At 58.6% G+C, this 20,989-nt stretch carries 21 protein-coding genes; 12 read left to right on the forward strand and 9 right to left on the reverse strand.

Translation table 11 applies throughout. The features are described from left to right. Positions 1-76 precede the first annotated feature (76 nt). The gene (locus JN524_RS07030; protein WP_197868521.1) at positions 77-256 is read left to right on the forward strand and encodes a PA3496 family putative envelope integrity protein; all 180 of its coding nucleotides are present in this window, start codon (positions 77-79) and stop codon (positions 254-256) included. An 87-nt stretch (positions 257-343) separates the two neighbouring features. Here the strand turns inward: JN524_RS07030 and JN524_RS07035 are convergent, their stop codons facing one another. Beyond that, positions 344-970, reverse strand: coding sequence for a response regulator transcription factor (locus tag JN524_RS07035; RefSeq protein ID WP_003227711.1), 627 nt, complete (start codon positions 968-970; stop codon positions 344-346). Between the two features lie 502 nt (positions 971-1,472). Between JN524_RS07035 and JN524_RS07040 the strand changes: the two genes are divergently transcribed. Next, a complete protein-coding gene (locus JN524_RS07040; protein WP_202368921.1) occupies positions 1,473-2,177 on the forward strand; it encodes a hypothetical protein in 705 nt (234 codons plus the stop codon). 152 nt (positions 2,178-2,329) lie between these two features. On the opposite strand, the gene JN524_RS07045 is transcribed toward JN524_RS07040, so the two are convergent. After that, positions 2,330-3,547: an argininosuccinate synthase gene (locus tag JN524_RS07045; RefSeq protein WP_003227714.1), complete on the reverse strand. Its 1,218-nt coding sequence runs from the start codon at positions 3,545-3,547 to the stop codon at positions 2,330-2,332. 129 nt (positions 3,548-3,676) lie between these two features. Beyond that, positions 3,677-4,585, reverse strand: coding sequence for an OmpA family protein (locus JN524_RS07050; protein WP_202368922.1), 909 nt, complete (start codon positions 4,583-4,585; stop codon positions 3,677-3,679). 160 nt (positions 4,586-4,745) lie between these two features. Here JN524_RS07050 and pyrC point away from each other — a divergent pair, with 160 nt between their 5' ends. Both pyrC and rnt read left to right on the forward strand, forming a co-directional pair. Further along, entirely contained in the window at positions 4,746-5,792 is a 1,047-nt protein-coding gene (gene pyrC / locus JN524_RS07055; RefSeq protein WP_202368923.1) for a dihydroorotase, read from the forward strand. Beyond that, positions 5,789-6,466 carry a ribonuclease T gene (gene rnt, locus JN524_RS07060; protein ID WP_202368924.1) on the forward strand — a complete coding sequence of 226 codons (678 nt, stop codon included), beginning with the start codon at positions 5,789-5,791 and terminating at the stop codon, positions 6,464-6,466. Before pyrC ends, rnt begins: the two co-directional genes overlap by 4 nt. A gap of 75 nt (positions 6,467-6,541) precedes the next feature. On the opposite strand, the gene JN524_RS07065 is transcribed toward rnt, so the two are convergent. Then, entirely contained in the window at positions 6,542-7,144 is a 603-nt protein-coding gene (locus tag JN524_RS07065) for a peroxiredoxin (protein WP_007963972.1), read from the reverse strand. Positions 7,145-7,457: 313 nt separating this feature from the next. Between JN524_RS07065 and JN524_RS07070 the strand changes: the two genes are divergently transcribed. After that, positions 7,458-7,676 carry a bacterioferritin-associated ferredoxin gene (locus tag JN524_RS07070; protein ID WP_003227725.1) on the forward strand — a complete coding sequence of 73 codons (219 nt, stop codon included), beginning with the start codon at positions 7,458-7,460 and terminating at the stop codon, positions 7,674-7,676. 200 nt (positions 7,677-7,876) lie between these two features. Beyond that, a complete protein-coding gene (gene bfr / locus JN524_RS07075; RefSeq protein WP_007963971.1) occupies positions 7,877-8,350 on the forward strand; it encodes a bacterioferritin in 474 nt (157 codons plus the stop codon). Between the two features lie 183 nt (positions 8,351-8,533). Here bfr and grxD read toward each other — a convergent pair whose 3' ends face one another. The 3 genes from grxD to JN524_RS07090 all read right to left on the reverse strand — a co-directional run bounded on the left by grxD (position 8,534) and on the right by JN524_RS07090 (position 11,505). Further along, positions 8,534-8,875, reverse strand: a complete 342-nt coding sequence (grxD, locus tag JN524_RS07080; RefSeq protein ID WP_202368925.1) for a Grx4 family monothiol glutaredoxin — start codon at positions 8,873-8,875, stop codon at positions 8,534-8,536. A 97-nt stretch (positions 8,876-8,972) separates the two neighbouring features. Further along, a complete protein-coding gene (locus JN524_RS07085) occupies positions 8,973-11,078 on the reverse strand; it encodes a molybdopterin oxidoreductase family protein (protein WP_202368926.1) in 2,106 nt (701 codons plus the stop codon). A gap of 136 nt (positions 11,079-11,214) precedes the next feature. Beyond that, positions 11,215-11,505 carry a hypothetical protein gene (locus JN524_RS07090; protein WP_102354941.1) on the reverse strand — a complete coding sequence of 97 codons (291 nt, stop codon included), beginning with the start codon at positions 11,503-11,505 and terminating at the stop codon, positions 11,215-11,217. Between the two features lie 404 nt (positions 11,506-11,909). On the opposite strand from JN524_RS07090, the gene argF reads away from it, so the two are divergent. Next, positions 11,910-12,830, forward strand: a complete 921-nt coding sequence (gene argF, locus JN524_RS07095; protein WP_095136949.1) for an ornithine carbamoyltransferase — start codon at positions 11,910-11,912, stop codon at positions 12,828-12,830. Then, the gene (locus JN524_RS07100) at positions 12,827-13,936 is read left to right on the forward strand and encodes an ABC transporter ATP-binding protein (protein WP_202368927.1); all 1,110 of its coding nucleotides are present in this window, start codon (positions 12,827-12,829) and stop codon (positions 13,934-13,936) included. Before argF ends, JN524_RS07100 begins: the two co-directional genes overlap by 4 nt. 113 nt (positions 13,937-14,049) lie before the next feature. On the opposite strand, the gene JN524_RS07105 is transcribed toward JN524_RS07100, so the two are convergent. Both JN524_RS07105 and ybaK read right to left on the reverse strand, forming a co-directional pair. Then, positions 14,050-14,832: a PhzF family phenazine biosynthesis protein gene (locus tag JN524_RS07105; protein WP_202368928.1), complete on the reverse strand. Its 783-nt coding sequence runs from the start codon at positions 14,830-14,832 to the stop codon at positions 14,050-14,052. 95 nt (positions 14,833-14,927) lie between these two features. Then, complete coding sequence (gene ybaK / locus JN524_RS07110) at positions 14,928-15,398, reverse strand: Cys-tRNA(Pro) deacylase (protein ID WP_202368929.1); 471 nt, start codon at positions 15,396-15,398, stop codon at positions 14,928-14,930. A 362-nt stretch (positions 15,399-15,760) separates the two neighbouring features. On the opposite strand from ybaK, the gene JN524_RS07115 reads away from it, so the two are divergent. The 4 genes from JN524_RS07115 to glpD all read left to right on the forward strand — a co-directional run bounded on the left by JN524_RS07115 (position 15,761) and on the right by glpD (position 20,902). Continuing rightward, complete coding sequence (locus JN524_RS07115; protein WP_047599377.1) at positions 15,761-16,612, forward strand: MIP/aquaporin family protein; 852 nt, start codon at positions 15,761-15,763, stop codon at positions 16,610-16,612. 78 nt (positions 16,613-16,690) lie between these two features. Next, positions 16,691-18,193 carry a glycerol kinase GlpK gene (gene glpK / locus JN524_RS07120; RefSeq protein ID WP_202368930.1) on the forward strand — a complete coding sequence of 501 codons (1,503 nt, stop codon included), beginning with the start codon at positions 16,691-16,693 and terminating at the stop codon, positions 18,191-18,193. 95 nt (positions 18,194-18,288) lie between these two features. Further along, positions 18,289-19,044 (forward strand): DeoR/GlpR family transcriptional regulator, encoded by a 756-nt coding sequence (locus JN524_RS07125; RefSeq protein WP_007916700.1) that lies wholly within the window; start codon positions 18,289-18,291, stop codon positions 19,042-19,044. Positions 19,045-19,366: 322 nt separating this feature from the next. Beyond that, on the forward strand, positions 19,367-20,902 hold the full coding sequence (glpD, locus tag JN524_RS07130) for a glycerol-3-phosphate dehydrogenase (protein WP_202368931.1): 1,536 nt from the start codon (positions 19,367-19,369) through the stop codon (positions 20,900-20,902). Positions 20,903-20,989: the final 87 nt, after the last annotated feature.

Genomic DNA, 20,989 nt, shown 5'->3' on the forward strand with positions numbered 1-20,989 from the left:
AAAAAATCTTTTTTACCCGCAGCAGGAATATAGATATAAGGGGCGCCAAAGGCAGTCTTAGCCTGGAGTTCACCTTATGACTGACAGCAAAGAACAACTGGATGTAGATGACGATTTCATCGCTGCGGAAACCGACGACGCCGAACCGGTGGTCGAGGTCGCCAAGACCAATCTGAGCAAACGTCGCACCATCGATAACCTGCTCGAGGAGCGCCGACTGCAAAAGCAATTGGCCGATTACGATTTTGATCTCTGACACTTGAAAGCCTCCCGAACCGGAGGCTTTTTAGTGTCTGGGAAATCCGACACTGAGCGGCCCATGATTCCTCTGCAATCAGGATCATCAGACCAGCCCGTTGCGCTGCGCCAACTCAATCAGGTCAACCAGTGAGCGGGCATTGAGTTTCAATAACAGACGGGTTTTGTACGTGCTGACTGTCTTGTTGCTGAGAAACATGCCGTCGGCGATTTCCTTGTTGGTCTTGCCCCGCGCCAATTGCTGCAGCACCATCATTTCCCGACCGGAAAGGCGATCCACCATATCCGCTTCACTGGCGTTGCCCAGACTGGTTCGCACGGTATGCAGGGCCTGGTTTGGAAAATAGCTGTACCCGGACAGTACGGCTTTGATCGCACTGAGCAATTCAGTCAGATCCTGTTGTTTACAGACATATCCCGCCGCACCTGACTGCATGCAGCGCATCGAAAAATGTCCCGGAGCCTGGGAAGTCAACACCAAAACTTTCAATGGCATCGGTGTTGAGTTCAGACGCGCGATAACTTCCAGGCCATCGAGCTTGGGTATACCTATGTCCAGAATAACAATATCCGGCATCTGTTCACGAGCAAGTTGTAACGCGTCCACGCCATTATCTGTTTCGGCAATAACTTCGTAGCCATGACGTTCCATCAGCATACGCACAGCAAGACGAATGACGGGGTGATCATCCACGATCAGCACTTTATTCATGGGCAAGTCCAGTTTCGCTGTTCGAATTTTTAGAGCACGCACAATAGCGTAGTCATTTCCGACATGGCACAAGAGAGTTCCTTTGCACGCCCAGCCAAAGACATTCCCTACGACAAATAAAGACTATTCCTACAAAAAAACCGACTCTGGCAATATTTTCATGACATGACTGTTTTTCCGGCCTTTGCATCAACCTGAAAAATACTACGCCCTGAAGCCTTGCACATAACCCTTTCAGGGCAGGCAGCACATCGAAGAAGACGAGAATGCTGCCATTCAATGAATGCCCTTTTCTCGCCTGTAGTCAGTGCCTGGCAAATTACCAATTGTAAAAAACAACATAAAAACCATTCAAAAAGTCTTAAACAATCAACGTCTGAAACAAGATACTTCTACCCAACTGATTTCTTTTAATATAAAAATAGCCTAAACCACAAACTCTAACCCACATACAAAACTACTCAACCATCGTATTGGAATACATACTTAATGAGCACTTCCCATGATAAAAGTCAGAAAAAAGATCACCAACCCCATGACTATAATTGCGATATTTGCATTTATTTCCGAATCATCGGCTGCCATTTCCTTACCTTTTCTTGATAACGACGAAAGGGAGGTCTATGTCTGGTTCCTGATCAGCTTTCCGTTTTACTTGCTGCTGCTGTTTTTTTTGACACTAAATTTCAACTACCGCTCTCTGTATGCTCCCTCTGATTTCGACAAAGACGACAGTTTTCTAAAAGTCTTTGAGGAGTTGAAGGCCTCCGAGAGCAACCCGGATCCGTCTTCGCCAGACACTTCTGTTGCAACTGGCGGGAGAGCAAATTCGAATACACTTGAATGGACGCTACCTGAACACAGCACTGGCCAGCAGCCATCCCATCGGGCTGCTGACGTATCCTGCCCGGAAGAGCCGTGGATCGAGCACAACATTCAGCTGCCCAAACCCATGGGCACGTTGCGTGCCATAGATGTACGTCCGATGAACAGTGCACAGGCGTTCAACAAGCTGGCCGAACACCTTCCGCGTCTAGGCAAGCAATCGGCCAAGGCAGTGGTATTTTTGACTGACTCGGCATCCGACGTTTTGCTCAAGCAAATTACGCTCAGTCTTATCAGACAATCAAAGAAAAGCGGCGGCGCGAAACTCTTCATCGCCTACAACGTGAGTACACAGAGCACCACGGTTCTGAGAGGAATATGAAACGCTGGGCAGATGCCTGAAATGGACATTCAGGAAAATTCTGAAATGAGCCGTTACGACCAACACGTCCAGGGAGCGTCAGGCGAGCACAGAAGAAAAAATGGCGGCTTTGTCACTAGGACAAGCCGCCATTTTTTTCAGACCTGCGTGATTTAGAACAGCTTGCGGCCCTTGTTGGCAGCAATGCGCATGCGCAGCGCGTTGAGCTTGATGAAGCCCGCCGCGTCGGCCTGGTTGTAAGCGCCGCCGTCTTCTTCGAAGGTCGCGATGTTGGCGTCGAACAGCGAGTCGTCGGACTTGCGACCGGTAACGATCACGTTGCCTTTGTACAACTTCAGGCGAACCACACCGTTCACGTTGACCTGCGAAGCGTCGATCATCTGTTGCAGCATCAGACGCTCCGGGCTCCACCAGTAACCGGTGTAGATCAGGCTGGCGTATTTCGGCATCAGCTCGTCCTTGAGGTGAGCGACTTCGCGGTCCAGGGTGATCGACTCGATGGCGCGGTGTGCACGCAGCATGATGGTGCCGCCCGGGGTTTCGTAGCAGCCACGGGACTTCATGCCCACATAACGGTTTTCAACGATGTCCAGACGACCGATACCGTGAGCGCCACCGATCTTGTTCAGCGTTGCCAGTACGGTGGCCGGAGTCATTTCGACACCGTCCAGCGCGACGATGTCGCCGTTGCGGTAGGTCAGTTCCAGGTATTGCGGGGTGTCGGGAGCGTTCTCCGGGGAGACGGTCCAGCGCCACATGTCTTCTTCGTGCTCGGTCCAGGTGTCTTCCAGCACGCCGCCTTCATAGGAGATGTGCAGCAGGTTGGCGTCCATCGAGTACGGAGATTTCTTCTTGCCGTGACGCTCGATCGGGATCGCGTGCTTCTCGGCGTAGTCCATCAGCTTCTCGCGGGACAGCAGGTCCCACTCGCGCCAAGGGGCAATCACTTTCACGCCAGGCTTGAGTGCGTAGGCACCCAGTTCGAAACGCACCTGATCGTTGCCCTTGCCGGTGGCACCATGGGAAATGGCATCGGCGCCGGTTTCGTTTGCGATTTCGATCAGGCGTTTGGCGATCAGCGGACGTGCGATGGAGGTACCCAGCAGGTACTCGCCTTCGTAAACGGTGTTGGCGCGGAACATCGGGAACACGAAGTCACGCACGAATTCTTCGCGCAGGTCGTCGATGTAGATTTCTTTGACGCCCATGGCCTGAGCCTTGGCGCGTGCCGGCTCGACCTCTTCGCCCTGACCCAGGTCAGCAGTGAAGGTCACCACTTCACAGTTATAAGTATCCTGCAGCCACTTGAGGATCACCGAAGTGTCCAGGCCGCCGGAATACGCCAGAACGACCTTGTTTACGTCCGCCATGCCATCACTCCACGGGGTTCTACGGAAAGCCGAGGAGTCTACCGCTCAAATGCAATAATTTACAGAGGCGCGACAGCTTAAGACGACAAAGCGACAGAATCTGTCGACAGCGCGACGATGACCAGCGGGTCAGGAAGTCGCCGCGGCGTTGGCAGGCGTACTGGCTTGCGGTGCTGGCGCGGTAGTCGGCGCGACTCGCGCGAGCTTCACGCTGACCCGACGATTCTTCGCCCGGTTAGCCGCATTGGTGTTCGGCACCAACGGGTACTGCTCGCCGTGGAAACGCACAGTGATCTGCGATTCGGCGATGCCGTTGGCCTTGAAGAAATCGACCACCGCCAGCGCCCGACGCCGCGACAGCTCACGGTTGGTCAAACGGTTGCCGCTGTTGTCGGAGTGGCCGTCGAGTTCGATGTGATTGACCGTCGGATCGGCCTTCATGAACTCGAGCATCACCTGCAGCTTGGCTTTTGCGGCGGCATCCAGATCGGTGCCTTCGCCGGGGAAGCCGATCTGCGACTGTTTCACCTGATCGAAATTCTGCGGCAGCAACTTCGCCACACACGTCTGGTAATCATTGAACGCTTTGCTGAACTTCACCGGCAGCAGACGCACTTCCGAAACGCGGCCATCGCCGGACGCACGGCGCACCACCGGGCTGCGACCGTCCAGCAAACCGCTGATCAGCCCGCCGGCCTGCGATTGCGAACTGTTGAACAGCACGTTACCGGTGCCGATCCTGACGCTGCCCAGGTTAATGTCGTTGCGCCCCGGCTGCCATGGCGCCGCCGCCGCCAGCAACGTCGCCGAACCGCCGCCGAGCATGGCGTTGTAGGCATTGAGGCGGAATATCGCCTGCTCGCCGGCCTTGCGCACGAACTGGCCCGAGCCGAAATCGGTGATCGGCTGGGTCAGGCGGCACTCGAACTTGTCGCCCTCGACCGTCCACTCAATGTTCTCCAGACGCGTCTGGTAGGTGAGCGCCATCGCGGGGAGGCTGGCAAACACACTGAGCAAGGCTAAATATCGCTGGCGCACGGGAGGCTCCATTGGCTTCTGTAACACAAAGACCGATTCACACTATGTTTACGGCATACCTACGGGATATCGGAAGGATCCTGCAAAACTTGATAGCGAGTGCCTGCAAGAGTCTTTTCCGGTAGCATTCCCCTCAGTTTGACCCGCCTGGAATCCCCTCATGTCCGACCGCCTGACCCTGCTGCGTCCCGACGACTGGCACATTCATCTTCGCGATGGTGCCGTGTTGACCAATACCGTTGCCGATGTGGCGCGCACCTTTGGCCGCGCCATCATCATGCCCAACCTGGTACCACCGGTGCGCAACGCCGCTGAAGCCGACGGCTATCGCCAGCGGATTCTCGCTGCCCGCCCGGCCGGCAGTCGTTTCGAACCGCTGATGGTGCTGTACCTCACCGACCGCACCCAGCCAGAAGAAATTCGTCAGGCCAAGGCCAGCGGTTTCGTGCACGCCGCCAAATTGTACCCGGCCGGCGCCACCACCAACTCCGATTCCGGAGTGACCAGCATCGACAAGATCTTCCCAGCGCTGGAAGCCATGGCCGAAGTCGGCATGCCGCTGCTGATCCACGGCGAAGTCACCCGTGGCGATGTCGACGTCTTCGACCGCGAAAAGATTTTCATCGATGAGCACATGCGCCGTGTTGTCGAGCGTTTCCCGACGCTCAAAGTGGTGTTCGAACACATCACCACCGGCGACGCCGTGCAGTTCGTCAACGAGGCTTCGGCCAACGTCGGCGCGACCATCACCGCGCATCACCTGCTGTACAACCGCAACCACATGCTGGTGGGCGGGATCCGGCCGCACTTCTACTGCCTGCCGATCCTCAAGCGTAATACCCATCAGGAAGCCCTGCTCGACGCCGCCACCAGCGGCAGCGCGAAGTTCTTCCTCGGTACCGACTCGGCGCCGCACGCCCAGCACGCCAAGGAAGCCGCCTGCGGCTGCGCCGGTTGCTACACCGCGTACGCCGCTATCGAGTTGTATGCCGAAGCGTTCGAACAGCGCAACGCGCTGGACAAGCTCGAAGCCTTCGCCAGCCTCAACGGTCCGCGCTTCTATGGTCTGCCGACCAACACCGATCGCATCACCCTGGTTCGCGAAGAGTGGACCGCCCCGACCAGCCTGCCGTTTGGCGAGCTGAACGTTATCCCGCTGCGCGCCGGTGAAAAACTGCGCTGGCGCCTGCTGGAGGAACACGCGTGAGTGAAGACCATTTCGACGACGAACTGGACGGTCAAGGTGGCGGCGGCGGTTCCCGTCACCCAATGGCAGCACGTTTTCGCGGTTACCTGCCGGTTGTCGTCGACGTAGAGACCGGTGGCTTCAACTCGGCCACCGACGCTCTGCTGGAGATTGCCGCGACCACCATCGCCATGGATGAAAAGGGTTTCGTCTACCCGGATCACACCTACTTCTTCCGCGTCGAACCGTTCGAAGGTGCCAACATCGAAGCGGCAGCGCTGGAGTTCACCGGGATCAAACTCGATCACCCGCTGCGCATGGCGGTCAGTGAAGAAACCGCGCTGACCGACATCTTCCGTGGCATCCGCAAGTCGCTGAAGGCCAACGGCTGCAAGCGCGCGATTCTGGTCGGGCATAACAGCAGCTTCGACCTCGGCTTCCTGAATGCCGCGGTTGCGCGTCTGGACATGAAGCGCAACCCGTTCCATCCGTTCTCCAGCTTCGACACCGCGACGCTGGCCGGCCTGGCTTACGGTCAAACCGTTCTGGCGAAAGCCTGTCAGGCCGCCGACATCGACTTCGATGGCCGTGAAGCGCATTCGGCGCGTTACGACACCGAGAAGACCGCCGAGCTGTTCTGCGGCATCGTCAACCGCTGGAAACAGATGGGCGGCTGGGAAGACTTCGATGACTGATCCTCGTTCGGGCGAATCCCGCGCATAAAAAAACCGGCCACGTGGGCCGGTTTTTTTGTACCGCGACGTTGCGCCTTACAGGGCAGCAGCGTTCTCGGTCAGGTAAGCCGCAACGCCTTCTGGCGAAGCGTTCATGCCTTTGTCGCCTTTTTTCCAGTTGGCAGGGCAGACTTCGCCGTGCTCTTCGTGGAATTGCAGAGCGTCGACCAGACGGATCAGCTCTTCCATGTTACGGCCCAGCGGCAGGTCGTTGATGATCTGCGAGCGGACAACGCCCTTGTCGTCGATCAGGAACGCGCCACGGAAAGCCACGCCGCCTTCGGACTCAACGTCGTAGGCCTTGGCGATTTCGTGCTTCATGTCGGCAGCCATGGTGTATTTCACCTGGCCGATGCCGCCGTTGTTGACCGGGGTGTTGCGCCAGGCGTTGTGGGTGAAGTGCGAGTCGATCGACACGGCAACCACTTCCACGTTACGCGCTTTGAAGTCAGCCATGCGGTTGTCCAGAGCGATCAGCTCGGACGGGCAGACGAAGGTGAAGTCCAGTGGGTAGAAGAACACCAGGCCGTATTTGCCTTTGATGGCCGAGGACAGGGTGAAGCTGTCAACGATCTCGCCATTGCCGAGTACGGCCGGGACGGTGAAGTCAGGGGCTTGTTTGCCTACGAGTACGCTCATGGATATCTCCTGGTGAATAACTTGAAGTTCAGGGTCCGGGCCAGCCTGCCACCCTGAGGCGACAGCCCTGTGACACGAACCCTCTTCGCAAGGGCCGACCATCATACACTGCGTTTTTCGCCTGTCCTTAACGGTTTTTTGCCCAAGGCGGATAACGGACCAGCATTTTCGGGGCCAGGCAATTCGCCATTAATCACCGTTCGTCAGTGACGCGCCTTTCGATCGAAAACCATTCAGAAAGCACTTTGACAATCATTCTCGTTAACATTAAGATCCATCGCAATTGAGTCACAACCAGCGACGGTTCTCACTTATGTATGTTTGTCTCTGCACTGGCGTCACCGACGGACAAATCCGCGAAGCGATCTATGAAGGTTGCTGCAGCTACAAAGAAGTCCGCCAAGCCACCGGCGTCGCCAGCCAATGCGGCAAATGTGCCTGCCTTGCCAAGGAAGTGGTGCGTGAAACCCTGACCAAGCTGCAAACCGCTCAGGCCGCGATCCCCTATCCGGTAGAATTTACTGCTGCGTAATTACCCCCATTTCGAAGAACCGGACTAACGTCCGGTTTTTTTATGCCCGCAAATCAATCGGTTAGACGCTAGACGCGGAACACAAACATTCTTATTCAGATTTAATTTCATTTATTATTCAATAACTTAGGTTTGACACTTATAAATACCGAGCTCAAACTCCGCCTTATATACAGCTAATACAGGGCAGGACTCCCATCATGAAAGGCGACATTACAGTCATCCAGCATCTCAACAAGATCCTTGCCAATGAGCTGGTCGCGATCAATCAGTACTTCCTGCATGCGCGCATGTATGAAGATTGGGGCCTGAACAAGCTGGGCAAGCACGAGTACCACGAGTCCATCGACGAGATGAAACACGCGGACAAGCTGATCAAGCGCATCCTGTTCCTCGAGGGCCTGCCGAACGTGCAGGATCTGGGCAAGCTGCACATCGGCGAGCACACCCGGGAAATGCTCGAGTGCGACCTGCGTATCGAGAAGACCGGCCACGCCGATCTGAAAGCCGCCATCGCCCATTGCGAATCGGTTGGCGACTTCGGCAGCCGTGAACTGCTCGAAGACATACTCGAATCCGAAGAAGAGCACATCGACTGGCTGGAAACCCAACTGGGCCTGATCGATAAAGTCGGTCTTGAGAACTACCTGCAATCGCAGATGGGCGAAGAGTAGGAGTTGCCGTAGGCTGCGATCTTTTCAGATTGCACCGGCAACTCGCGTTAACTTTTCCAGCGCACTAAAAAGCCCCGCCCTCTTTCGAGGTGCGGGGCTTTTTATTGTCTGCCGATCAAAAGATCGCAGCCTCGTTTCACTCGACAGCTCCTACAGGAGAAACCAGCGCCGAATGAACCGGGATCAGGCTTCGGACTTGTTCGCAGCAGCCGCTTCAACAGCCGCCTTGATGGTGCTTTGCAGCGAACCGTCTGCAGCCATCTCGATCATGATGTCGCTACCGCCGACCAGCTCACCGCCGACCCACAGTTGCGGGAAAGTCGGCCAGTTGGCGTACTTTGGCAGGTTGGCGCGGATCTCCGGGTTCTGCAGGATGTCCACGTACGCAAACTTTTCACCACACGCCATTACAGCCTGCGCAGCTTTCGCGGAGAAGCCACACTGCGGGGCATTCGGCGAGCCTTTCATGTAAAGCAGAATGGTGTTGTTGGCAATCTGCTCTTTAATCGTTTCGATGATATCCATGGAGCACCTCGGCTGAACTTTCCGACTCATGGGTCGGCACGGTGACGCATTGTAACGGAATCCCGAGCGCCATGCTCGGTCTCCCCGACGGTCTCGTTCAGGCCGCCGCCACCTTGACTGGCACGCCATTGAGCGCGGCGTTGCCCGACAGTTCATCAAGCTGACACTCATCGGTCAGATCATTAGCACTCGAACCTGGCTGCCCACTGGCGATTGCCATTTGCACACCTGGCCGCGCATGCCCCCAGCCGTGCGGCAGGCTGACCACGCCCTTCATCATGTCCAGACTGCCGAGCACCTCGACCTCGATCTGCCCTACCCGCGAGCTGACGCGAACTAACTGACCATCGTTGAGCCCGCGACTGGCGAGGTCATCCGGGTGCATCAGCAATTGATGCCGTGGCTTGCCCTTCACCAGCCGATGGTAGTTATGCATCCACGAATTGTTGCTGCGCACATGCCGACGACCAATCATCAGCAGCTCATCGGTCGCCGGCGCCTGCAAGGCCGCAAAGCGTGCGAGATCAGCGAGAATTTCCGGCGGCGCAGCCTGCACCCGTTGATTTGGCGTCTTGAGGCGAGCTGCAAGATTCGGTTTCAACGCCCCTAGATCAATCCCGTGCGGATGATCGAACAACGTCGCCAATGACAGCTTTTGCTCGGACGCATCGCCATACAGGCCCATGCGCAGACCAATATCGATCATCTTCGCCGGCGGCATCGTCGGTTTCAGTTCCTTGCCGGTCTTCTCGGCAAAGGCCTTGGCCAAGCCGACAAAGATCTCCCAGTCGTGTAATGCGCCGTCGGGCTTGGCGAGAATCGCGCGGTTGAAGCGGGTGACGTTGCGTACCGCGAACAGATTGAAAGTAGTGTCGTAATGATCGTTCTCCAGCGCCGAGGTCGACGGCAGGATCAGGTCGGCGTAACGCGTGGTCTCGTTGATGTACAGGTCGATACTGAGCATGAACTCCAGGCCATCGAGCGCCTGCTCCAGTTGCCGGCCGTTCGGCGTCGACAACACCGGATTGCCGGCCACGGTGATCAGCGCACGAATCTGCCCTTCGCCTTCGGTGAGCATCTCTTCCGCCAGCGCCGATACCGGCAGCTCGCCGCCGTACTCGGGCCGCCCGGATACCCGGCTCTGCCATTTGTTGAAATGCCCGCCCGAGGTCGATGCCACCAGATCCACCGCCGGCTCGGTGCACAATGCACCGCCGACGCGATCGAGATTGCCAGTCACCAGATTGATCAACTGCACGACCCAATGGCATAGCGTGCCGAAGGCCTGAGTGGAAACGCCCATCCGGCCGTAGCAAACAGCGCTTGGTGCAGCGGCGAAGTCCCGGGCCAGTTGGCGGATCTGTTCAGCGGGAACGGCGCACAGCGGGCCCATGGCTTCGGCAGTGAACGTGGCGACGGCTGCGCGCACTTCATCAAGGCCATCAACCGGCAAGTGACTGTCACAGGTCAGTCCTTCACTGAACAAGGTGTTGAGCACCCCGAACAGCAAGGCCGCGTCGCCACCCGGCCGCACAAACAAGTGCTGATCGGCGATGGCCGCCGTTTCGCTGCGCCGGGGATCGACCACCACCACTTTGCCACCGCGCGCCTGAATCGCCTTCAGGCGTTTCTCGACATCGGGCACGGTCATGATGCTGCCGTTCGATGCCAGCGGATTACCGCCGAGGATCAGCATGAAATCGGTGTGATCAATGTCCGGGATCGGCAACAGCAAGCCGTGGCCGTACATCAGGTAACTGCTCAGGTGATGCGGCAACTGATCGACCGAAGTCGCCGAGAAGCGGTTGCGCGTCTTCAGCAGGCCGAGAAAGTAGTTGCTGTGGGTCATCAGCCCGTAGTTGTGAACGCTGGGGTTGCCTTGATAAACCGCCACCGCATTCTGCCCGTGGCGTTTCTGAATCGCCGCCAGACGCTCGGCCACCAGCGCAAAGGCCTCGTCCCACTCGATCGGCAGCCATTCGCTGCCGACCCGGCGCATCGGCTGACGCAGGCGGTCGGGATCGTTCTGGATGTCTTGCAAGGCCACCGCCTTGGGGCAGATGTGCCCACGACTGAACGTGTCGAGGGCATCGCCCTTGATCGAGGTGATCGCAACGTTGCCATCGGTTTCGCTGGTTTCGATGGTCAGGCCGCAGATGGCTTCGCACAGGTGGCAGGCACGGTGATGGAGAGTCTTGGTCATGGCCAGTCTCTGTCTTGTTCTGGGCAGGCAACGGGCATGCCGCGGGAACAAAACTATGGCCCGTGTACGGGAGCGACGCCAGCGATGTTCGTCTTGTGAATCGACGGCTATCAGGTGAGCCGATAGCCCATCAGACTCAATTGGACGGCAGCTGCGGCGGCGCCTGCAGCTGGATTTCCTGAATGGTTTCGATCTGCTCGTGGGCCACATGTACGCCGGTGAGTTCGCCGATCAGTCGCCAGTGCTCGTCGAGCCCGGCACTGATGGTCGCCATGCGGTCGATCATGTGGCGGCCGGCGGTCTTGACCACTTCGTCCTCGCTGCGCAGCAGCTCAAAAGACATCGAAGTGACCGACGCGGTGAGATGGGTCAGTGAGCGAGCTGTGTGGCCCAGCAGTTCCATTAACAGTTTTTCTTTCGATTCCATGCGGAGGCTTCCTGCGTCGCTCGAAACTTATTTATAACCCAGCACTTTGCTTTAGCAAATGTTTCAGTCTGAGCATCCGACCAAGTGATGGCATGGCGCCACAGTCGTAAACCGACCTGGTCGACGTGATCCCCGCCACGCTGCATTGCCAAGCCACGCGAGGCCAGTGTACAAAGAGGATCGCTGCTGTCCTGAACCCGGCTTCAAATGCGTGACCGCAACCTGCGGCGCGCTCCCCGAATCCCGCAAAAACCGTAGCCTATTGGAAAAACGCGACATTTAGTGTCAATATCGCGCCTCCCCCTATTTCGTCGCCCCGTGCGGCTTACGCCGCAGGTCTCGCCCGTTGTTCCGTTAAACAAGGCTTTGAGCATCTGCGGTCTGTAGCAAAAAGGTAGTCAATGATGAGCGCAAGGCACTTTCTCTCCCTGATGGATTGCACGCCCGAAGAGCTGGTCAGCGTGATCCGTCGAGGCGTTGAGCTCAAGGACCTGCGTAACCGCGGCGTACTGTTCGAGCCTCTGAAAAACCGTGTCCTGGGGATGATCTTCGAGAAATCCTCGACCCGTACCCGGATCTCCTTCGAGGCCGGCATGATCCAGCTCGGTGGCCAGGCGATCTTCCTGTCGCCACGTGACACCCAGCTGGGCCGTGGCGAGCCGATCGGCGACTGCGCCATCGTCATGTCGAGCATGCTCGACGCTGTGATGATCCGTACCTTTGCCCACAGCACCCTGACCGAATTCGCCGCCAACTCGCGCGTGCCGGTGATCAACGGCCTGTCCGATGACCTGCACCCGTGCCAGTTGCTGGCCGACATGCAGACCTTCCTCGAACACCGCGGCTCGATCCAGGGCAAGACCGTGGCGTGGATCGGCGACGGCAACAACATGTGCAACAGCTATATAGAAGCGGCGATCCAGTTCGACTTCCAGTTGCGCGTTGCCTGCCCGCAAGGCTATGAGCCCAATCCTGAATTCGTCGCACGTGCAGGCGATCGTGTGACCATCGTCCGCGATCCGCAAGACGCCGTGCGCGGTGCGCACCTGGTGAGCACCGATGTCTGGACTTCGATGGGTCAGGAAGAGGAAACTGCCAAGCGCCTGAAGTTGTTCGCTCCGTTTCAGGTGAACCGCGCCCTGCTCGATCTGGCGGCTGAAGATGTGCTGTTCATGCACTGCCTGCCAGCACACCGCGGTGAAGAAATCAGCCTAGACCTGCTTGATGACCCGCGTTCCGTCGCCTGGGATCAGGCAGAAAACCGTCTCCACGCACAGAAGGCCCTGCTTGAGTTCCTCGTCGAACCGGCATATCACCACGCATGAGCCATGAATTACTGCTGAACCTGCGCAACCTCGCTTGCGGCTATCAAGATCAACGCGTGGTGCAGAACCTCAATCTGCACCTCAACGCCGGTGACATCGGTTGCCTGCTGGGCTCGTCCGGCTGCGGCAAGACCACCACCCTGCGCGCGATTGCCGGTTTCGAACCGGTACACGAAGGGGAAATCCAGCTTGGCGGCGAAACCATCTCCAGCGCCGGTTTCACTCTGGCGCCGGAGAAACGCCGGATCGGCATGGTGTTCCAGGACTACGCGCTGTTCCCGCACCTGAGCGTCGCAGACAACATCGCCTTCGGCATCCGCAAGCACCCGAACAAGGAGCGCGTCACCGAGGAGCTGCTGGAACTGGTCAACCTGAAGAACCTCGGCAAACGCTTCCCGCACGAGCTCTCCGGCGGCCAGCAGCAACGCGTCGCCCTCGCCCGCGCCCTGGCGCCGGAGCCGCAACTGCTGCTGCTCGACGAGCCGTTCTCCAACCTCGATGGCGAACTGCGCCGCAAGCTCAGCCACGAAGTGCGCGACATCCTCAAGGCCCGTGGCACCAGTGCGATTCTGGTGACCCACGACCAGGAAGAAGCCTTCGCCGTCAGCGATCACGTTGGCGTATTCAAGGAAGGCCGGCTGGAACAGTGGGACACGCCCTACAACCTCTACCACGAGCCGGCGACACCGTTTGTTGCCAGTTTCATCGGCCAGGGTTACTTCATTCGCGGCCAGCTCGGCAGCCCGGAATCGGTGCAGACCGAACTCGGCGAACTGCGCGGCAACCGGGCCTACACCTGGCCGGTGGGTGGCGCAGTGGATGTGTTGCTGCGTCCGGATGACATCGTTTACGCCCCGGACAGTGGTTTGAAAGCGCGGATCGTCGGCAAGACGTTCCTTGGCGCCTCAACCCTGTATCGCCTGCAACTGCCGACCGGCGCGCAGCTGGAATCGATCTTCCCGAGTCATGCCGACCATCAGGTCGGTGCGGATGTGGGGATTCGGGTCGCCGCCGAACACCTCGTCCTGTTCCAGGCCAGCGGCAGCACCGCGGCACAAATCCCGGCGGCGGAAAACGGCGTTCGCCGCTACAGCGCCGCCCTCTAAGATCAAAAGATCGCAGCCTGCGGCAGTTCCTACAGAGATCAAAAGATCGCAGCCTGCGGCAGCTCCTACAGGGATCAATGTAGGAGCTGCCGCAGGCTGCGATCTTTTAGCTTTTAACCGAGGATCAATGTGCCGCTGGCCACCAGCGTCGCATTCCCGCCGATCTTCACCCGCTCCCCCTCCAGCCGACAGAACAACTCCCCGCCCCGCGCCGAGCGCTGGCACGCGGTCAAACTGGATTTGCCCAGACGTTTCGACCAATACGGAATCAGGCTGCAATGCGTCGATCCAGTGACCGGATCTTCATTGATGCCGATCGCCGGGGCGAAGTAGCGCGAGACGAAATCGTGCTGATTGCCGCGCGCGGTCACGATGGCGCCGAGCCACGGCAGTTTTGCCAGTGCAATCATGTCCGGCGTGCAGTCGAGCACTGCCTGCTCCGACTCCAGCACCACGAACAACTCGTTGGAACCGAGCACATCCACCGCCTCGACGCCCAGCGCGCGCTCGACATCCAGCGTCACGCCAATTTCTGACGGCACAATCGACGGGAAGTCCAGCCACAGGCAATCGCCCTCGCGACTGACGCCGAGCGGCCCGGACTTGCAGGTGAAGTCCAGCCGCTCGGCGTTTTCCTTGTAGATCTCGAACAACACATAGGCACTGGCCAGTGTGGCGTGCCCACACAACGGCACCTCGGTGGTCGGGGTGAACCAGCGGATGTGCCACGCTGCACCTTCGCGCACCACGAACGCGGTTTCTGCCAGATTGTGTTCGGCGGCGATCTTCTGCATCAAATCGTCCGCGAGCCATGCATCGAGCCGATACACCATCGCCGGGTTGCCACTGAACGGCCGATCACTGAACGCATCAACCTGATGAAATTCGAGCTGCATAACCTTCTCCCTAAGTCTGTGGGCAGAGCATGCAGCGCCGGCCGGATCTGTACCAGTGACAGAACCAGCCAATTTTCTGCATACAGAAATCAGCGTTACGCGCGACCGATCTCGGCGAATTTAGCTTGGGTGTGTTCAGCCAGAACCGCCGGCGCCAATTCGACTTCCAGGCCACGTCGGCCAGCACTGACATAAATAGTCGCAAAGCCTTGGGCCGAATTATCGATGAAGGTGCGCAGACGCTTCTTCTGCCCCAGCGGACTGATGCCGCCCAACAGGTAACCGGTGGAACGCTGTGCCGCAGCCGGGTCAGCCATTTCGACTTTCTTGACGCCCGCCGCGTGTGCCAGGCCCTTGAGGTCAAGGCTTCCGACGACCGGCACCACCGCCACCAGCAATTCCCCCTTTTCACTGGCAGCGAGCAGCGTCTTGAACACCTGCGCCGGCTCCAGCGCCAGTTTCTCTGCGGCCTCCAGCCCATAGGACGCGGCCTTGGGGTCATGTTCGTAACTGTGCACGCGATGTTCGGCACGAACTTTTTTCAACAAGTCCAACGCAGGGGTCATGGCAGCTCCAGGCTCGGCATCAACAGAAAAATCCTGCGCCGGATTCTAGGCCATCACATCGCAAAAGGCTCTAGCGCAAGCCCCGTTTTCCGGGCGTTGCAGGCGAATCGCCGGGCTATCGCCGTCGTCCCCCGCAGGATCATTCAGCAGGCTGATAGTTTAATTGTGACCAATGGTTCACTTTCGACCTTTGACAGGTTTGTTTCTTGTCTATATTTTTTCGAATCTGAATAATGTAAGAATTATCATCACCGCAGCACCCAGCAGTAAACCGGGAACAGGATGGGGATCCTGCCCCGGGGAAAATCGCGCCTTGCCCTGACGGCAAACGCGCCAGACAACAACAAAAATCGAGGTTTTCAATGACAACTGCTTTACAGCAACCATCGCTTTCCGGCCAATGCCTGGCCGAGTTTCTGGGGACTGCACTCCTGATCTTTTTCGGCACTGGCTGCGTCGCCGCGCTCAAAGTCGCGGGCGCCAGCTTCGGCCTGTGGGAAATCAGCATCATCTGGGGCGTCGGCGTGAGCATGGCGATCTACTTGACCGCCGGGGTTTCCGGCGCGCATCTGAACCCCGCCGTGAGTATCGCCCTGAGCATTTTTGCCGACTTTGAAAAGCGCAAACTGCCGTTCTATATCCTGTCGCAGATCGCCGGCGCCTTTTGCGGTGCGCTGTTGGTGTACACGCTGTACAGCAACCTGTTCTTCGATTACGAACAAACCCACCACATGATGCGTGGCACCGCCGCCAGCCTTGAGTTGGCCTCGGTATTCTCGACGTTCCCCAATCCGGTGCTGTCCACCGCCCAGGCATTCCTGGTCGAGATGATCATCACCGCGATCCTGATGGGCGTGATCATGGCCCTGACCGATGACAACAACGGCCTGCCGAAAGGCCCGATGGCTCCGTTGCTGATCGGTTTGCTGATTGCCGTGATCGGCAGCTCGATGGGCCCGCTGACCGGTTTTGCGATGAACCCGGCGCGTGACTTCGGTCCGAAACTGATGACTTTCTTCGCCGGCTGGGGTGAAATTTCCTTCACTGGCGGCCGCGATATTCCGTACTTCCTGATTCCGATTTTTGCACCGATTGTCGGTGCCTGCCTCGGCGCTGCCGGGTATCGCGGGCTCATCGCCCGTCACCTGACCGGCGCCACACCTGCTACAAAGGATGCAGAACCGGCCATTGACGGCAAACCAAGAACTTCTTGAAACAGTCGGCGCGGGCTCCTGCCCTTTTAGAGCCCGCGCCACGGCCCACTCTCCCTTATTTCGTCCAAGGCAATCGACATGACCGACATTCAGAATAAGAACTACATCATTGCCCTCGATCAGGGTACGACCAGCTCCCGCGCGATCATTTTCGACCGCGATGCGAACGTGGTCTGCACCGCCCAGCGCGAATTCGCCCAGCACTACCCGCAAGCCGGTTGGGTCGAACACGATCCAATGGAAATCTTCGCCACCCAAAGCGCGGTGATGGTCGAAGCACTGGCCCAGGCCGGTCTGCATCACGATCAGGTTGCCGCCATCGGTATCACCAATCAGCGTGAAACCACCGTGGTCTGGGACAAGACAACCGGTCGTCCGGTGTACAACGCCATCGTCTGGCAGTGCCGCCGCAGCACCGAGATCTGCCAGCAGCTCAAGCGCGATGGCCACGAAGAGTACATCCGCGACAACACCGGCCTGGTCACCGACCCGTACTTCTCCGGCACCAAGCTGAAGTGGATCCTCGACAACGTCGAAGGCAGCCGCGAGCGTGCGCGCAACGGCGAACTGCTGTTCGGCACCATCGATAGCTGGCTGATCTGGAAATTCACCGGCGGCAAGGTACACGTTACCGACTACACCAACGCCTCGCGCACCATGCTCTTCAACATCCATTCGCTGGAGTGGGATTCGAAGATGCTGGAGATCCTCGATATCCCGCGCGAAATGCTCCCGGAAGTCAAAGCGTCTTCGGAAATCTACGGTCGCACCAAGAGCGGCATCGCCATCGGCGGAATCGCCGGTGACCAGCAAGCGGCACTGTTCGGCCAGATGTGCGTCGAGCCGGGCCAGGCGAAAAACACCTACGGCACCGGCTGCTTCCTGCTGATGAACACCGGCGACAAAGCGGTGAAATCCCAGCACGGCATGCTCACCACCATCGCTTGCGGCCCGCGTGGCGAAGTGGCTTACGCCTTGGAAGGCGCGGTCTTCAACGGTGGCTCGACCGTGCAGTGGCTGCGTGATGAACTGAAGATCGTCAACGACGCTCACGACACCGAATACTTCGCCAATAAAGTGAAGGACAGCAACGGCGTGTACCTGGTACCGGCCTTTACCGGCCTGGGCGCTCCGTACTGGGACCCGTATGCCCGTGGCGCACTGTTCGGCCTGACGCGCGGCGTGCGCGTGGATCACATCATCCGCGCCGCGCTGGAATCGATCGCCTACCAGACCCGCGACGTACTCGACGCCATGCAACAGGACTCCGGCGAACGCCTCAAGGCCCTGCGCGTGGACGGCGGCGCGGTCGCGAACAACTTCCTCATGCAGTTCCAGGCCGACATCCTCGGCACCCAGGTCGAGCGTCCGCAAATGCGTGAAACCACTGCACTCGGCGCAGCGTACCTGGCCGGTCTGGCGTGCGGTTTCTGGGGAAGCCTGGATGAACTGCGCGGCAAGGCCGTGATCGAGCGCGAGTTCGAACCGAGCCTGGAAGAAGTCGAGAAAGAGAAACTGTACAAAGGCTGGAAAAAAGCCGTCAGCCGCACCCGTGACTGGGCGCGTGAAGACGCTGAATAAGCCAGTCTGAGGACTCGTATCCGTATGTAACTGGTAGGGAGGAGATTCCTGCGGCATCATGGGCAAATTTTGCACGGCAGCCCAAAGGAAGCCCCATGAATCTGCCTCCCCGTCAGCAGCAAATCCTCGAGCTGGTCCGCGAACGCGGCTATGTGAGCATCGAGGAAATGGCCACGCTGTTCGTTGTTACCCCGCAAACCATCCGCCGCGACATCAATCAGCTCGCGGAAGCCAATCTGTTGCGCCGCTACCATGGCGGCGCTGCCTATGATTCCAGCGTCGAAAACACCGCCTATGCGATGCGCGCCGACCAGATGCGCGACGAAAAACAACGCATCGGCGAAGCCATCGCCGCGCAGATCCCCGATCACGCCTCGTTGTTCATCAACATCGGCACCACCACCGAATCGATTGCCCGCGCCCTGCTCAATCACAACCATCTGAAGATCATCACCAATAACCTGCACGTCGCCTCGATGCTCAGCGCCAAGGATGATTTCGATGTGCTGCTGACTGGCGGCAACGTGCGCCGTGACGGTGGCGTGGTCGGTCAGGCGAGTGTGGACTTCATCAACCAGTTCAAGGTTGATTTCGCGCTGGTGGGTATCAGCGGCATCGACGAAGACGGCAGCCTGCTCGACTTCGATTATCAGGAAGTGCGCGTGTCGCAGGCGATCATCGCCAATGCGCGGCAGGTTATTCTGGCGGCGGACTCGAGCAAATTCGGGCGTAACGCGATGATTCGCCTCGGCCCGATCAGCCTAATCGATTGCCTGGTGACCGATCAGCAGCCGGTGCCGGCACTCGCGCAACTGTTGAGCCAGCACAAGATTCGCCTGGAAGTCGTTTAAATCCGTTCAACATCCCCTGTGGCGAGGGGATTTATCCCCGATGGGCTGCGAAGCAGTCCTAAAACCACCCAATGCGGTGTGCCTGAGACTCCACGGTAGTTGATTGAGGGGCCGCTACGCGGCCCATCGGGGATAAATCCCCTCGCCACAAAGATCATCTGCGCCTTAATAATGTTCGAAAATTTTCTTTTGCCCGCCCTTCGATGAGTTTTTTCAATCGAACGCGACTGGCTGCGCGCGTCTTTATGGGCTACCATTTTCGCAAATGAACATTTATGTTCGATTTCCAAGACAGAAAATCAAAAGAGCCCGAGGCCAGCCGATGTCCACATCTACCTTGCGTACGCCCCCTATCTCCGAGATCTACGACGTTGCCGTGATTGGCGGCGGGATCAATGGCGTGGGGATCGCAGCAGATGCCGCCGGTCGCGGTCTCTCGGTGTTCCTTTGCGAAAAGGATGACCTGGCCAGCCACACCTCGTCGGCCAGCAGCAAGCTGATCCACGGTGGCCTGCGCTACCTCGAACATTACGAATTCCGTCTGGTGCGTGAAGCGCTGGCCGAGCGCGAAGTGTTGCTGGCCAAGGCGCCGCACATCGTCAAGCCGATGCGTTTCGTGCTGCCGCACCGTCCGCACCTGCGTCCGGCCTGGATGATCCGCGCCGGTCTGTTCCTCTACGACAACCTCGGCAAGCGTGAAAAGCTGCCAGGCTCGAAAAGCCTGAAGTTCGGTGCCGACAGCGCATTGAAAAGCGAAATCACCAAAGGCTTCGAATACTCCGATTGCTGGGTCGATGACGCCCGCCTCGTCGTTCTGAACGCCATGGCCGCCCGGGAAAAAGGTGCCCACGTACACACGCAGACCCGTTGCGTCAGCGCCCGCCGCGCCAAGGGCCTGTGGCACCTGAATCTGGAACGCGCCGACGGCAGCCTGTTTTCGATCACTGCCAAAGCCTTGGTGAACGCCGCCGGCCCGTGGGTCGCCAAGTTCATCCGTGACGACCTGAAAATGGAATCGCCGTACGGCATCCGCCTGATTCAGGGCAGCCACATCATCGTGCCGAAGCTATACGAAGGCGATCACGCGCACATCCTGCAAAACGAAGATCAGCGCATCGTCTTCACCATTCCGTACCTGAACCACTTCACCCTCATCGGTACCACCGACCGCGAATACACCGGTGACCCGGCGAAAGTGGCAATCACCGACGGCGAAACCGATTACCTGCTGAAAGTGGTCAACGCGCACTTCAAGCAGCAGATCAGCCGCGACGACATCCAGCACAGCTACTCGGGCGTGCGTCCACTGTGCAACGACGAATCCGACAACCCGTCCGCCGTGACCCGCGATTACACTCTGGCATTGTCTGGCGGGGGCGAAGAAGCGCCGCTGCTGTCGGTGTTCGGTGGCAAGCTGACCACTTACCGCAAACTCGCCGAGTCAGCGATGGCCCAGTTGATGCCGTACTTCACCCAGATGCGTCCGAGCTGGACCGCCACCGCGACCCTGCCCGGCGGCGAAGACATGACCACCCCGCAGGCCTTGAGCGCGCAGATCCGCGACAAGTTCGACTTCGTCCCGACCGAGATCGCCCGCCGCTGGGCCACCACCTACGGCAGCCGCACCTGGCGCATGCTCGAAGGCGTAGAGTCGCTGAACGACATGGGCGAACATCTTGGCGGCGGGCTCTACACCCGTGAAGTCGATTACCTGTGCAGCGAAGAATGGGCTACCACCGCCCACGACATCCTGTGGCGGCGCAGCAAGCTGGGCCTGTTCACTACCCCGGCCGAGCAAGAGAAGCTGGCGGCGTACCTGGGCAAGGTCGAGCAGAACCGCAAGATTGAAGCGGCGTGATATGAACATCGCTTAAACGAAAGCCCCTGAATTGAGAGATTCAGGGGCTTTTTGCTGCGTGACTTACTTTGCCTGCCACTAACCCTG

Origin of the sequence: Pseudomonas sp. MWU318, assembly GCF_016756945.1 — a bacterium.
GTDB lineage: Bacteria > Pseudomonadota > Gammaproteobacteria > Pseudomonadales > Pseudomonadaceae > Aquipseudomonas > Aquipseudomonas putida_A.

Coding starts and splice junctions, on each gene's coding strand:
- JN524_RS07030 (WP_197868521.1), top strand. CDS start 77: ATGACTGACAGCAAAGAACAACTGGATGTAGATGACGATTTCATCGCT.
- JN524_RS07035 (WP_003227711.1), bottom strand. CDS start 970: ATGAATAAAGTGCTGATCGTGGATGATCACCCCGTCATTCGTCTTGCT.
- JN524_RS07040 (WP_202368921.1), top strand. CDS start 1,473: ATGATAAAAGTCAGAAAAAAGATCACCAACCCCATGACTATAATTGCG.
- JN524_RS07045 (WP_003227714.1), bottom strand. CDS start 3,547: ATGGCGGACGTAAACAAGGTCGTTCTGGCGTATTCCGGCGGCCTGGAC.
- pyrC (WP_202368923.1), top strand. CDS start 4,746: ATGTCCGACCGCCTGACCCTGCTGCGTCCCGACGACTGGCACATTCAT.
- JN524_RS07065 (WP_007963972.1), bottom strand. CDS start 7,144: ATGAGCGTACTCGTAGGCAAACAAGCCCCTGACTTCACCGTCCCGGCC.
- JN524_RS07070 (WP_003227725.1), top strand. CDS start 7,458: ATGTATGTTTGTCTCTGCACTGGCGTCACCGACGGACAAATCCGCGAA.
- bfr (WP_007963971.1), top strand. CDS start 7,877: ATGAAAGGCGACATTACAGTCATCCAGCATCTCAACAAGATCCTTGCC.
- grxD (WP_202368925.1), bottom strand. CDS start 8,875: ATGGATATCATCGAAACGATTAAAGAGCAGATTGCCAACAACACCATT.
- JN524_RS07085 (WP_202368926.1), bottom strand. CDS start 11,078: ATGACCAAGACTCTCCATCACCGTGCCTGCCACCTGTGCGAAGCCATC.
- JN524_RS07090 (WP_102354941.1), bottom strand. CDS start 11,505: ATGGAATCGAAAGAAAAACTGTTAATGGAACTGCTGGGCCACACAGCT.
- argF (WP_095136949.1), top strand. CDS start 11,910: ATGAGCGCAAGGCACTTTCTCTCCCTGATGGATTGCACGCCCGAAGAG.
- JN524_RS07100 (WP_202368927.1), top strand. CDS start 12,827: ATGAGCCATGAATTACTGCTGAACCTGCGCAACCTCGCTTGCGGCTAT.
- JN524_RS07105 (WP_202368928.1), bottom strand. CDS start 14,832: ATGCAGCTCGAATTTCATCAGGTTGATGCGTTCAGTGATCGGCCGTTC.
- ybaK (WP_202368929.1), bottom strand. CDS start 15,398: ATGACCCCTGCGTTGGACTTGTTGAAAAAAGTTCGTGCCGAACATCGC.
- JN524_RS07115 (WP_047599377.1), top strand. CDS start 15,761: ATGACAACTGCTTTACAGCAACCATCGCTTTCCGGCCAATGCCTGGCC.
- glpK (WP_202368930.1), top strand. CDS start 16,691: ATGACCGACATTCAGAATAAGAACTACATCATTGCCCTCGATCAGGGT.
- JN524_RS07125 (WP_007916700.1), top strand. CDS start 18,289: ATGAATCTGCCTCCCCGTCAGCAGCAAATCCTCGAGCTGGTCCGCGAA.
- glpD (WP_202368931.1), top strand. CDS start 19,367: ATGTCCACATCTACCTTGCGTACGCCCCCTATCTCCGAGATCTACGAC.